Below are 13,843 nucleotides of genomic sequence, written 5' to 3' on the forward strand. Positions count from 1 at the left end.
TATAGTTACTAATGATCAATTATCAGCATGTTTGGCAATTAAGAAAAGCAGGGTAAGGGCAAAAATCAATAAATAGGGGGTATTCTCCAAACTATTGATAATTAATTTCAATAATTATGATAATCAAGGCTTACTATGGTCATAATCCTTGCTCTATTCTTGATGCAAAGCGCGAGTGGGGGGAACCCCCAAGACCGCGCTGCATCGCTATCACATTTTGGTTTGATTTTTCTTGCGCTTACCCTAGAATTATATAATTGCTCACCATCATTTCTTGATGCAGTCGCTCATGGGGGGAACCACGGCAGTCGCTCATGGGGGAAACCCCCAAGACCGCGCTGCCTCCCCAAGACCGCGCTGCATCGCTTTTTAATTTTAATGATGAGCAATAGTTTTGGTAGTAAAAATTTTGGTTTTGATGACCAATCATTTATTTGGTCACTAATCAAGACGGAAATCAAGGGGATATTAGTATAAACAATCCCTGATTAATTTTTCCAACCTACTACAAATAAAAAGCTGCCCTTTTGAGTAGACACCACTTCAGTTTTAATGAAGCCTACTTCTCTTAAGAGGTTAACAATTTTATCGGTGGAGTAAAGCGGGGGAGCTTTGACTCCGCCAATCAATAAATCCATTATTTCTAATTCTGGCAAAAATGATGGTGAAGGAACCAAACTGTCAGTGGTAGGTTCCAGGATAATCACCATACCCTTTGGTCTTAAAACCTGAAAAGATTTTTTGATAAACTGGCTACCATAATCGCTGTAGGACAATTTTCTAAATAAGAATACAATATCATACTCTTCATTAGCACCCCACTGGTCAGACAAAGCGTTTCCCTCGGGAGATATAATAATCTCTTCCGGAGATTTAGGTAAAGGATACTTGCTTAAAAGTCGCTCTAAAAAATTAATTTGATTTTCCAAGCCTGCCAGCACAAAGTCTACATCGGGTTTGCGTTCCAGTAGCTTGCCTATAAAGGTAATACCCACTTCGCCAGTAATAATTCTCTTAACCTGATCAATAGGAATTTTAGTGAACAATTCTCGGGACGGTTCTTTCAGATATTCGTTAGCAAATGCATAGTACTCATAAAGGGTTTCATCATTACCATTAAACAAATCCATCTGCTGATTTGAGCTGCCAGTTTGGATAGTTAAATTTAATGATAACCAGGATGACCATGTCTGAGAGACTAGATTGTAATAATCACCCAAATAACTTGGACTTTCTTTAACCAAATAATTCTTAGTTATTTTGGTGTTAACATAGCCAACACCTTGATCATGATTAGTTTGGCTACTTTGGCTACTGTTGAGATAACCGAGACTCTCCAAAACCCTAAGCAATCGCTCGGTTGATATCAAATTAAGATTCAAGTCCCTGGCTACTAAATTAGCAGAAACTCCGGGATGCTTGTGCAGATAATCAAAAACACCAAGTTTCACGGCTGACATAATAATTGCAGTACGTTGGAAACTGGTAGCATCTGCCAGCATCTCTGCTCTTTCTAAGAGTCTGATTCGATTACCAATAACTTTCGTTAAGCTATTGATAGCTTCTGGGAAATACTTTTTGATCGCCAAGACTAAACCTACCAATTTAGATGGCAGTCCAAATCTTTGCTGTTTCGACTTTATCTCTAGAGTATCCCGTGCTAGCACTTTGACATTACTGGTCATACTTTTGAGTCATACTTTTTAGGATTGCTTACAAGACTTACAGGGTGCGTTAATAACGCACCCTACTACTTATATAGTTTAGGGTTCAATTTTTCGTAAGTCTTATATTAATAGTTGTTATTTTACAACTTTAGTTAATATTTTTTAAATAAAATTTACAAAATATTAACCTATAATCAATTCACGACCTTGATTGGGATTAATGGTATTCTGCTAGTCAGCCCCTTAACACCGTTGAAGACCGTTGACCCAAAGCTTGAACAGTCCCAGCAGTATTGGTTTATGGTTTGACGGTCACTCTAGCACGACTGGCATTCATATTCCGTGACTATTTTGACAACAAACACAATTAATGCTCCTAGCTCCAAACAGAAACTGTGGCTAGCAGCCATCAAGCCCCCCATGTATAGCGTGGCAATTATCTATGTTTGGGTAGCAGCTGCTGTGGCATGGTTTGAGACCAATCACCTCAATTGGACGATATTTTTGACCTTTGTCAGTGCTTCGATTCTGATTCTGGCTTGGGAGAATCTGAGTAACGATGTGTTTGACTCTGAGACTGGGATTGATAAAAACAAAGCTCACTCGATAGTGAACCTGACGGGAAACAAATCGTTAATTTTTTGGCTAGGGAACCTGTGTTTAGGACTGGCTATCCTTGGCATGCTACTGATCTGCTGGTGGCAGCAAGACTTAACATTGATGGCGTTAGTACTCCTATGCTGCAGCCTTGGCTATATGTACCAAGGACCTCCCTTCCGCCTGGGCTACCAAGGTCTAGGAGAGATTCTGGCCTTTTTGAGCTTTGGTCCGTTAGGCATGTCAGCTGCCTACTACAGTCAAACCCAGAGTTGGTCTGTGACTAACCTGGCGGCATCGATAATTGTGGGTCTTGGGACTATGTTAATTCTATTTTGCTCCCATTTTCACCAAGTAAAGGATGATATAGCAGCTGGGAAGCGATCGCCTATTGTTTGCCTTGGCACCAAACGAGGTGCTCAACTGTTGCCCTGGATTTGTGGTAGCCTATTCGCTGCTACTGGTGGGTTTGTGCTCATGGGGCTATTCCCCATATGGACATTACTCACTTTGGTGGGATTGCCCTTTGCTATCAAGCTTTGCCGCCATGTTAACGCTCATTACAACCAACCGGAAAAGGTGAGTAATTGTAAGTTTATTGCCGTAGCGCTACATTTTTGGAGTGGACTCTTGTTGGGTGTCGGTTTCTTAATTAACCTTAATTGAACGAATCATGTCAGAGCAATCCCACGAGATTCAGGGAATTTTTGATAACATCTCTTCTAACTATGACCAGCTAAATGACAGGATCAGTTGGGGTCAGCATCGAATTTGGAAGCTGATGACGGTTAAATGGGCTGAACCTAAGCCAGGAGATACCTGTGTTGACCTTTGTTGTGGCAGTGGAGACCTGACTCGACTATTAGCGGAGAAAGTAGGCACTCAAGGAAAGGTGTATGGAGTAGATTTTGCTCCCCAGATGTTAGCGATCGCAAAACAAAAATCCTCTGAACCACACATTGAGTGGGTAGAGGCGGATGTTTTAGATTTACCATTTGCTGACAATACCTTTGACGGAGCAACTATGGGATATGGATTACGTAATGTCGTAGATATCCCCAAAAGCCTAAAGGAGATTTACCGTATTGTTAAACCAGGCGCTAAAGCAGCAATTCTTGACTTTCACTTACCGTCTCAGCCTCTGTTTCGGCAGTTTGAACAGTGGTATATGGAAACGATTGTTGTTCCCCTAGCCCGTCACCAAGGACTTGAGGAAGAGTATGCCTATATCTGGCCGAGTATACAGCGATTCCCCCGTGGTCCGAAGCAAGAATCTTTAGCACGGCAAGTAGGATTTCGTGCAACTCACTACCCGATTGTTGGTGGAACCTTAGGAGTATTGGTATTGACTAAACCTAGAAGTGTTGAATAGGAAATAGGGAATCGGGAATCGGGAATCGGGAATCGGGAATCGGGAATCGGGATGTAAGCATTCAGCCGTCAGCGGTCAGCCGTCAGCGGTCAGCCGTCAGTGGTTAGCTCTCAACCGTTAGCGGTCAGCTTATTTTATTCAAAAGCACCATCTGCGTGGTACAGGCTTTGGCCTTGGCCGTTGGCCACGCTACGCGAATGGCCACGCTGTGCGAACGACGCTGTGAATAACCCTGCAGGCTTCGATGCTGTGATATAGCGCTACGCGCAAGTCAGAAGTCAGAAGTAAGCTATGACTAAGTTTCGGAGTTTAGGAATTGTCTTACATCTGAATGCGTAGTGCTATAACCCATAAGCTGATCACTGAAAGCTGAAAGCTGAAAGCTGAAAGCTGATAGCTGATAGCTGATAGCTGATAGCTGATAGCTGATAGCTTACATAGGGATGCAGCGCAATAGCAATTAAAAATAGCAATTAGCAATTCATCAATGACGAACTATCAGTTCAAGTTTCACCCATACCAGCGTCCCTTTAAGCATCCGTTGTCTACTAGTCATGGCAAATGGACAGTCAGAGAAGGTATCATTCTTAGCCTTAGTGATGAAATAGGGAACATTGGCTGGGGTGAAATTGCTCCTATCCCTTGGTTTGGTTCGGAAACTCTGGAACAAGCCTTTAATTTTTGCGAGCAATTACCTCAGGAGATTACTACAGAGGAGATTTTCGCCATTCCTGCTCAACTCCCCTGCTGTCAATTTGGGTTTGAATCGGCTTGGGAGCTAGTGATTGGCAAAGGACTTTGGACAAAGGACTTTGAACAAAGCAAACAACACTACAGTTACCTGTTACCGAGTAATCAAGCAGCAAAACAGTCCTGGGAAGCTCCCTGGAATCAGGGATACCGAAGCTTTAAATGTAAAATTGGTATTGCTCCGATTGAGGATGAAGTCAAGAGAGTTCAGGAGTTGGTTGAAGCAATACCTGCTTCTGCCCAATTGCGTTTGGATGCCAATGGGGGATTGACTAAACAACAAGCTGAGCAGTGGCTGATGGTATGTGACACTATTGGAGCCGTTGAGTTTATCGAACAGCCGCTACCTCCAGAGCAGTTCGATGTGATGTTGGAGATGAGCCACAACTATTCGACTGCGATCGCATTGGATGAATCTGTGGCAACCCTTGACCAACTTGAACATTGTTACCAGCGGGGATGGCGAGGAATTTTTGTGATTAAAGCTGCGATCGCAGGTTCTCGGAAACGACTACGGCAGTTTTGCCAAACCTATCCGATTGATACCGTGTTTTCATCCGCCTTGGAAACTACCATTGGTCAACAAGCGGTTCTACAGTTAGCAGCAGAACTCTCTGACCTCAAGCGAGCTGTAGGTTTTGGTGTCAACCATTGGTTTAATGAAGGTTTAACCTTAGATGGTTGAAGGTTTGATGGTTGAAGGTTTGATGGTTGAAGGTTTGATGGTTGAAGGTTTGATGGTTGAAGGTTTGATGGTTGAAGGTTTGATGGTTGAAGGTTATTGGGTGTTAAGGTGATTTGGTTAGATGGTTGAAGCTTTAAAGAGTAAATGTGGGGAAGATTCATACGTCCAACAGCCCCTAAGCTATGTCCAACAACGTTCTGGTGAACAATGGCTGATTGGTTATGATAGCCAGCAACTTCACCAACTCATTGAGCAATACTATCAGCAATTCTCCCAACTTTCCCAGGAAAAAGCACCGAAAATTCTTTTAGTAGAGCAAAGTCCTATTAAATTTATCGCCGCTTTCCTAGCTGCTGTTTCCAGTAATTGTCATGTCTTCTTAGGGAATCCCCACTGGGTACAACCAGAATGGCAACAAGTCCTTAACCAAATCCATCCCGATCTAATTATCGGAGAATTAGCCAGTATCATTGAGCCATCAAAACTCAATAATAAACACTCAACACTCAATATTAAATATAAATTATTCAATAATCAGCCCTCAGCACTCATTATGATTCCCACAGGGGGCTCATCTGGCAAAATCCGCTTTGCCATTCACACTTGGGAAACCTTGATGGCATCAGTAGCAGGGTTTCATCACTATTTTGGGAACAAGCCAGTGAATTCCTTTTGTGTCTTGCCTCTGTATCATGTCAGTGGTTTGATGCAGTTTATGCGATCGCTAACCACCGGTGGACGTATGGTGATTTTGCCCTTTAAAGCCCTCAAAGCTGGCAAAGGACGAGATATTGATCCCAAAGAATTTTTTATCTCTCTGGTACCGACTCAACTAGCCAAGCTGATCAACCAAGATGCGGTTGACTGGTTATCCCGCTTTCGGACAGTGTTGTTAGGGGGTGCTCCGGCTTGGGAATCCCTATTAACACAAGCAAGACAAGATCGTATTCCTTTAGCTCTCACCTATGGCATGACCGAAACCGCTTCTGGTGTAGTGACCCTTAAACCTGAAGATTTCCTCAGTGGTAACAGTGCTAACAGTGCTAACAATAGTTGTGGTCAGGTGTTACCCCATGCCAAGGTGACAATTCGCAATGGTACTGGGGAAATCGTGGAGGCGCTCTCTACCGGTGTGATTACTATTGAGGCAAAGTCCTTATTCCATGGCTACTATAGCGCTAGTAAAAATATCGCCCTAGAGTCTGAGCTAAGTAAATTTCCCAACAGAGTCCAAACGCTACAATCCGACGATTTAGGATATTTCGATCAACAGGGTTACTTATATACTGTTGGGCGTCGCAGTAACAAAATTATTACCGGTGGTGAAAATGTGTTTCCCGCTGAGGTAGAACAGGTAATTCGTGGCACAGGGCTCGTCAGTGATGTTTGTGTGATTGGCTTACCCGATGACTATTGGGGTCAAGTAGTAACCGCTGTTTTTGTACCTAGTTCCGATCAGGTTTCTGTTGCGATGGTGCAACAGAACGTAGAGGGGAATTTGAGTAAATTCAAGTGTCCTAAGGATTGGGTGGCGGTAGAATCTTTACCGCGCAATGGTCAAGGGAAATTGAATTATGAACAGGTGAAAGTTATTGCGCGAGACTGTTTAAGTTAATCTAAATTGTTAAGCTGGGGATAAATGCGATTGGCCTACGGCCACGCTGCGCGAACGCTTCTTGATAGTATAGCACTACCCATTCAGATGTTTGACATTCATAAACTCCAAAACTTAGTCATAGCTTACTTCTGACTTCTGACTTCTAACTTCTGACTTGCGTGTAGCGCTATAACTGCCTCGACCCATGACTCCCCTGAGTAGAGCTATTTCACCCGAATCACTTCCAACGGAATCCAAAATTATTAGTAGCGGTTATCCCTTAAGTATTGCGCCAATGATGGATCGCACTGACCGCCACTATCGCTATTTCATGCGCCAGATTACAGGACGGACCTTACTCTACACCGAAATGGTCACCAGTGCAGCAATTCTTCATGGCGATCGCGAACGCTTGCTAGGGTTTTCCCCACAGGAGAAACCCCTAGTCTTACAAGTTGGTGGTGACACTCCCAGTGACTTAGCTGAATGTGCCCGAATTGCTGAAGCTATGGACTATGACCAGATTAATCTCAACGTTGGTTGTCCCAGTAGTCGGGTGCAAAATGGCAATTTTGGAGCTTGTTTGATGGCGCAGCCTGACCAGGTCGCACGCTGTGTAGAGGATATGGTTAAAGTAGTGAACATACCCGTTACTGTCAAGCACCGTATCGGTATTGATGACCTTGACCGCTATGAAGACATGGCTAACTTTGTGCGCATTGTCTCAGAGGCCGGTTGTCAGCATTTTACTGTACATGCTCGCAAGGCTTGGCTACAGGGTTTGAGTCCAAAAGAGAATCGCAACGTCCCACCCTTACGTTACAGTGACGTCCATCGTCTCAAGCAGGAGTTACCTGACTTATTCGTGGAAATTAATGGTGGATTCACTAGTCTTGAACAAGTGCGAGAACAACGGAAGTATGTCGATGGGGTAATGATTGGGCGTGCAGCTTACGACAATCCCTATCTGTTTGCCAAAGCTGATTGTGATATCTATAGCGATACAGTTATACCCCCAACTCGCCATCAGGTGGTCGAAGCCATGTTTTCCTATATTGATCACTGGGTAGGCAAAGGTATTAAGCTGAATAAAATTACCAGACATATGCTGCAATTATTTGCAGGGCAACCAGGTAGTAGAGCCTGGAAACGTCATCTAACTGAAAATTCATGCCTAGTTGGTGTTGGTTCTGATGTCGTTCGCGAAGCTTTAGCTAAAATTCCTTAGGGTAAGCATACAGCGGTCAGCGGTCAGCGATCAGCGGTCAGCTTTGTAGTAAGCATATGCTGACGGTTTTTTATTGCTATATACCCCGTTATATATTATTAAGTATATTTGTACTATTATAAGATATAATAATCATAAACATAATAGTGGTAGTGGCGAATTTAGCGAAAAAATACTGCTCTAATCCAGATTTTATGCTTCAAAAACCGCTCCCCATCATCCATCAATAATTAACCATGAGATTTATCAGCCCCAAAACCGATTTTGCTTTTAAGAAAATCTTTGGTTCTTCTGAGAGTAAAGAAGTTCTGATCAGCTTTCTAGATGCTTTAATCTATCAAGGAGAATCTAGGATAAATAACTTAGAGATTATTGACCCATACAATGCTGGCTATACTACGGAGTTAAAGGATACCTACCTGGATGTCAAGGCGATTCTAAATGACGGCTCGACAGTAATTATTGAAATGCAAGTGTTAAATGTTCCAGCTTTTGATAAACGAGTAATCTATAATCTCGCCAAAACCTATAGCACTCAATTAAAATATGGAGAAGGATATTCTAAACTGAAGCCGGTGATTGCTTTAACAATTACAGACTTCACCATGTTTGAGCAAACCGACCGATACCTAACTCGATTTGTATTTAAAGAAGACCAAGATAACTTTATCTACCGAAACCAACACCTAAGCATGGTGTTTGTGGAATTGCCGAAATTTTCCCGGTCTTTAGAAGAGTTAGAAACGGCATCGGAGAAATGGATATATTTTATGAAAGAAGCCCCAAATTTAGAAGCAATTCCCGATACCTTATCAGAAATCCCGGAAATTGCTCAGGCGCTAACCATAGCTAATCAGGCGAATATGAGTAGAAAAGACTTGGAGGAATTACACAAACGAGAAGTGTTTATGGAAGACCGTAAAGGTGAAATTCGTCAAGCTCTGGAAGAAGGGAAACAAGAAGGTCGGGAACAAGGCCGAGAAGAAGGTAAACAAGAAGGCCGGGAAGAAGCGAGATTATTAATGCAGGGATTGATATCCCGTCAACTAGAAGGCAAACTTGGTGCAATACCTTCAGAAATTCTAGATAAAATTCAACAATTATCTCTAGACCAATTAGAAGGTTTAGGAGTTGCTATGGCAGATTTTACCACCAGCGTAGATTTGTCGAATTGGTTGCGGGATAACCAATGATATAGCTATTAAGTAGGGTGGGCAAAATTATAGAATCTAGAATTATCAAAAGAACTAAACGGTTTTTGCCCACCCTACAAGCCTATTAAGTAGTAGTGTTGTACCAGTGAAATTCATTAATCAACAATCACCAATCAATAATTAACCATGAGATTTATCAGCCCCAAAACCGACTTTGCTTTTAAGAAAATCTTTGGTTCCTCTGAAAGTAAAGAAGTCCTGATTAGCTTTCTAAATGCTCTGATATATCAAGGAGAATCTCGGATAAATAACTTAGAGATTATTGACCCATATAATGCTGGCCATACTACGGAGTTAAAGGATACATACCTGGATGTCAAGGCGATTCTAAATGACGGCTCGACGGTAATTATTGAAATGCAAGTGTTAAATGTTCCAGCTTTTGATAAACGAGTAATCTATAATCTCGCCAAAACCTATAGCACTCAATTAAAATATGGAGAAGGATATTCTAAACTTAAGCCGGTGATTGCTTTAACAATTACAGACTTCACCATGTTTGAGCAAACCGACCGATACCTAACTCGATTTCTATTTCAAGAAGAGCAAGAGAAGTTTATCTACCGAAACCAACACCTAAGCATGGTGTTTGTGGAACTGCCGAAATTTTCCCGGTCTTTAGAAGAGTTAGAAACGGCATCGGAGAAATGGATATATTTTATGAAGGAAGCCCCAAATTTAGAAGCAATTCCCGATACCTTATCAGAAATCCCGGAAATTGCTCAGGCGCTAACCATAGCTAATCAAGCCAATATGAGTAGAAAAGACTTGGAAGAATTACACAAACGAGAAGTGTTTATGGAAGACCGCAAAGGTGAAATTCGTCAAGCTCTCGAACAAGGCCGGGAAGAAGGGAGATTATTAATGCAGGGACTGATATCCCGTCAACTGGAAGGCAAACTTGGTGCAATATCCTCAGAAGTTCTAGAGGGAATTCAACAATTATCTCTAGAACAATTAGAAGGTTTAGGAGTTGCTATGGCAGATTTTACCACCAGTGTAGATTTGTCGAATTGGTTGCGGGATAACCAATTCGACCAGTGAAATCCATCAATCACCAAACACTAATCACCAACCTAAGCGTCGAGACCGATCAGCTTTTGTCGATCGACTTTACCATTAGGCAAAGTTGGCAAAGATTTCATAATCGAAATTCGATCGGGAATAGCACGCCTTTGTAGTCTCTCAAAACAAGCTGTGTGGATATCTACTTCAGTAATTTTTGCATTTTTGGCAAGGACACAATAGGCGACAAGTCCTTTTCCTCGTTGGCTTTCTCCCTTGGAAACGACGACCACAGATTCTATCCCTTCAATGGACTCGATTGCCCTCTCTACATCAGAAAAGAGTACCAGCAGTCCGTCTCTGTTGACGCTGTGGTCACACCTTCCCAACACTTCTAGATGACCATCTGCCCAGATTCGACCTAAATCTTTAGTTTTGAACCAATTATTTTGGGTATCCTGAACAACCGGATTTCCTTTGTCATCAACATACCCTTCAAAACCCGATTCGTGCTGGCACCAGAGTTCGCCAACACCCTCCATTCCTTCAAAGGATTCACCGGATTCACCAGTTCCTTCTTCCACACGCATCTGCACTCCAGGCATGGGTTTTCCGACGGTTTGGGAGCGAACTTCACTCGGTTCTTGGAGACTGGCGGCTGCGATCGCTCCCATTTCCGTGCTGCCATACAATTTCACTAAGCAGCCCATGTGAGATTCATAGAGCGCAAAGGTATCTTCTCTCATGCGATCGCCCGCTGCCACAGTCAGTTTGTATTTCCTTGGAGACTTACGCCCTTTGAGTAACGTTTCACAGAAAGTTGGGGTCATGAAGGCTACATTAGGATTAAAGTCTCTCTCTCTCTGCAAGTACCTTAGTAGATTAGACTTTGGCTGCAAGTCAATAGATGCTCCAACTGCTACCCCAGGTAAGAAGGCTGCTCCCAAGCCGTACATATGGAAAATCGGCACAGGTATGGCGATGCGGTCGTTGCTTTCGAGTCCTAACCTATTAACACAGTTGAGGGCGTTGCCCATTAACTTGGTGTGGGAATGTACCGCTATTTTGGGTTTTCCTGTACTCCCTGATGTCCGCAAATAGAGTTTTGGACTGACATGATTAGCCTGATCGCCAGTGCCAATCCACCCTTCATTTTCCACCAGATGGCAAAACTGTTCCGGATGTCTCAAATCAACTGTGCTACCACTCTCAGTCACCACACGGTAACGGCAGAATTGCGGAAGGGGCGACTTACTAAGTTCAGTACCGCCAACTACCTTAGGCAGCAAAAGGACACTAGACTCCACTTCAAGCAAATATAGCAAGACTAGGGCATTGGGCAGGGAATTTTCACATTCGAGGGCAAGGCCATTTTCCTTGCTAATTCCCCACTTGCTAAAATGCTTCTGAATTCTGTCAAAAATCTCTGGAATTTCTTGGTAGGAGCAACTTAGAACTCCATCTGTCAGTAGGTGTGTTCGTGTATTAGCAGAACTCGTAACTTGATCAAAAATCTTCATGGTTCATCAATCTTAATATTATGCCAATATCCTCTGGTATTATACTTATCCTGTAACTGTAGGCACTTGCAAATATAAAACCTCATTCAAGTGGTTGAAGATGGGGCGTTGCTGATCCAATAACCAAATCACAAATCCCATAAGATTGTAACCGCAAAAGCCGTTGACTTAGTGTCTGCGCGGCTGAAAACCCCCTTGCCAATTCATAATCACTTATCTGTGGCTTTCAAGGAAGCTGAACACATAGGAGAGAAAGCCGTGAACCCAGCCATTATTCAAGGCATTTTCTCGGTTGAAAACCCAAGCACTATTGTATTGCGATATGGGTAAAAAAAGTGAAAAAAAAAATTAAATATTTAGGGTGTTGACCAAATCATCTCTGATTGATAGTATTATTGACGGGGATATGATAATATTGATCCTGACCGCCTGACACAAGTCCTTCAAAGCCTTGCTTTGTCTGTGTTCTGCTATTCACAGCTCAAAGCTCGTTTTTGGCCAATTCGATAGATGCGTCAGGCCATCAGGGATAGAAGTCTACTGGATTCACCATTTTTTTTCCTTAACCATGTCTGAAACAATAGTTAATCAACTCAAAGAAATTATTGCTGAAGAGCTGGATGTCAATATCAAGGTAGAAGACATTGACGAAAATTTATCTTTATTTGAGGATGGTCTGGAATTCGACTCCATTGCTACCGTTGAACTGATTTCTTTAATCGAGAAACATTTCGAAGTGGAGTTTTCTGACTCGGAACTGAACCCTGAATATTTTAGTAATCTCAAAGTTTTGGCAGATTTTATCTCAACTAAAATGGTATCTTCAAAAAGGGAAGCAGTATCGGTTATTAATAGTTAATTATTAATCGTAACTCGTCGAAAAATAAATCCTCAATTAAGGAAAAAATTAAACTTATGGTCGCTACTGCTCAACGTACAAAGCTAGAACCCAAGAGGCTTCCCTTAATTCCCAACTATCCATCTTTTCGCCATTGGAAAAAAGCAGCTCTGGAAGAAAAATTATCAGAAAAGCCTCTGTCCATATACTTGCATATTCCCTTCTGCACGCAAAGATGTTCTTTCTGTTACTACAAAACCTTAGACTTGAAAGAATACAAACCCGAAGTAGAAGGATATATAGATGCCCTTTGTCGAGAGATCGAAATGGTTAGCGATCGCTTTGACCTAGGAAACAGACCAATTCATGCAGTGTATTTTGGTGGCGGAACTCCGTCTTTGTTAGTGGAGCATCAATTTGAGAAAATAGTAGAGGCACTCCACAAAAACTTCAAGCATTTTGAGAGCAAAAAGCAATTCTCTCTAGAAGCTGAACCTCTAACTGTTTCTCGCTCAAAAATGGAGACCCTCGCTCAGTTAGGGGTAACTCGCCTTAGCATGGGCGTGCAATCGTTTGACAACGATATTATTAAGCTGAGCGGACGGGGACACGATGAAAAACAGGCTTATAGGGCGATAGACATTGCCCAGGAAGCAGGTCAGGGAAAATGGTCGATTAATATCGATCTGTTGAGCGGTTTGGCAGGAGAGACAGAAGAAACTTGGGCTAAAAGTCTCGAATGCGCTCTGGATACGGGGGTAGAAAGTATAACAGTTTATAAAATGGAAGCTTTTGCCAACACAGAAGTCTTTAAGCTTGGGGTTAGACAAGAGACGGTGAATTTACCCTCCGAGGAGCAAGAGCTGCAATTTATGCGATATGCCATGGAGAGGTTTGAAAAAGCTAACTACCTACCCTGGAGCTTTTTCACCTATACCAAAGATGGCTGCGACGAAAGTAAGTACACCACCAGTATTTGGCGGGGGATAGATTTTTATGGCTTTGGCGTATCGGCCTTTGGCTGTCTAGATGGTGCCCTGTTGCAAAATACCAGCGACTTAGAAAAGTATGCGGCTATTGTTGAGGGGGACGAACTGCCATTGGCTCGGGGCTACCGTTTCACCAGTTTGGATCGGATGGTTCGAGAGGTTTTGTTGGGCATGAAGCTATTGCGTCTAGATTTGAAGGGATTTAAAAACCGCTACGGCTTAAAATTGGAAAAACTCTGTGCTTCAACTTTGAGAGAACTGGAAGCAGAAGATTTTGTGACCGTATCTAACGACGCGATCGAGCTGACATCAAAAGGTATTCTTTATGGAGACTACGTGGGACATACTCTATCTGAGTCTCTCAAGGAAATATCTCGATAA

Annotated in this window: 11 protein-coding genes; 9 read left to right on the top strand and 2 right to left on the bottom strand. The window is 42.6% G+C overall.

The annotated features are described in order from the left end of the window. Window positions 1–488 precede the first annotated feature (488 nt). A complete protein-coding gene (locus F6K38_RS11155; RefSeq protein ID WP_008187026.1) occupies window positions 489–1,685 on the bottom strand; it encodes a methyltransferase family protein in 1,197 nt (398 codons plus the stop codon). Window positions 1,686–2,018: 333 nt separating this feature from the next. Between F6K38_RS11155 and menA the strand changes: the two genes are divergently transcribed. The 7 genes from menA (at window position 2,019) to F6K38_RS11190 (ending at window position 10,154) form a co-directional block, all read left to right on the top strand. Continuing rightward, window positions 2,019–2,930: a 2-carboxy-1,4-naphthoquinone phytyltransferase gene (menA, locus tag F6K38_RS11160; protein ID WP_287296924.1), complete on the top strand. Its 912-nt coding sequence runs from the start codon at window positions 2,019–2,021 to the stop codon at window positions 2,928–2,930. A gap of 7 nt (window positions 2,931–2,937) precedes the next feature. Beyond that, a complete protein-coding gene (gene ubiE / locus F6K38_RS11165) occupies window positions 2,938–3,636 on the top strand; it encodes a bifunctional demethylmenaquinone methyltransferase/2-methoxy-6-polyprenyl-1,4-benzoquinol methylase UbiE (RefSeq protein WP_287296926.1) in 699 nt (232 codons plus the stop codon). 487 nt (window positions 3,637–4,123) lie between these two features. Further along, window positions 4,124–5,071 carry an o-succinylbenzoate synthase gene (locus F6K38_RS11170; RefSeq protein ID WP_287297287.1) on the top strand — a complete coding sequence of 316 codons (948 nt, stop codon included), beginning with the start codon at window positions 4,124–4,126 and terminating at the stop codon, window positions 5,069–5,071. A 121-nt stretch (window positions 5,072–5,192) separates the two neighbouring features. Beyond that, window positions 5,193–6,686, top strand: coding sequence for a 2-succinylbenzoate--CoA ligase (locus F6K38_RS11175; protein ID WP_287297288.1), 1,494 nt, complete (start codon window positions 5,193–5,195; stop codon window positions 6,684–6,686). A 187-nt stretch (window positions 6,687–6,873) separates the two neighbouring features. Beyond that, window positions 6,874–7,896: a tRNA dihydrouridine(20/20a) synthase DusA gene (gene dusA / locus F6K38_RS11180; RefSeq protein ID WP_008187036.1), complete on the top strand. Its 1,023-nt coding sequence runs from the start codon at window positions 6,874–6,876 to the stop codon at window positions 7,894–7,896. 236 nt (window positions 7,897–8,132) lie between these two features. Further along, on the top strand, window positions 8,133–9,089 hold the full coding sequence (locus tag F6K38_RS11185; protein ID WP_008187038.1) for an Rpn family recombination-promoting nuclease/putative transposase: 957 nt from the start codon (window positions 8,133–8,135) through the stop codon (window positions 9,087–9,089). A gap of 147 nt (window positions 9,090–9,236) precedes the next feature. Further along, window positions 9,237–10,154, top strand: a complete 918-nt coding sequence (locus F6K38_RS11190; RefSeq protein ID WP_287356604.1) for an Rpn family recombination-promoting nuclease/putative transposase — start codon at window positions 9,237–9,239, stop codon at window positions 10,152–10,154. A 32-nt stretch (window positions 10,155–10,186) separates the two neighbouring features. Here the strand turns inward: F6K38_RS11190 and F6K38_RS11195 are convergent, their stop codons facing one another. Next, a complete protein-coding gene (locus tag F6K38_RS11195; RefSeq protein WP_287356606.1) occupies window positions 10,187–11,635 on the bottom strand; it encodes a class I adenylate-forming enzyme family protein in 1,449 nt (482 codons plus the stop codon). Window positions 11,636–12,203: 568 nt separating this feature from the next. Between F6K38_RS11195 and F6K38_RS11200 the strand changes: the two genes are divergently transcribed. Both F6K38_RS11200 and hemW read left to right on the top strand, forming a co-directional pair. Then, the gene (locus tag F6K38_RS11200) at window positions 12,204–12,494 is read left to right on the top strand and encodes an acyl carrier protein (RefSeq protein ID WP_287356608.1); all 291 of its coding nucleotides are present in this window, start codon (window positions 12,204–12,206) and stop codon (window positions 12,492–12,494) included. Window positions 12,495–12,550: 56 nt separating this feature from the next. Beyond that, window positions 12,551–13,843 carry a radical SAM family heme chaperone HemW gene (hemW, locus tag F6K38_RS11205; protein ID WP_287356610.1) on the top strand — a complete coding sequence of 431 codons (1,293 nt, stop codon included), beginning with the start codon at window positions 12,551–12,553 and terminating at the stop codon, window positions 13,841–13,843.

It is taken from the genome of Moorena sp. SIO3B2, assembly GCF_010692525.1.
GTDB lineage: Bacteria > Cyanobacteriota > Cyanobacteriia > Cyanobacteriales > Coleofasciculaceae > Moorena > Moorena producens.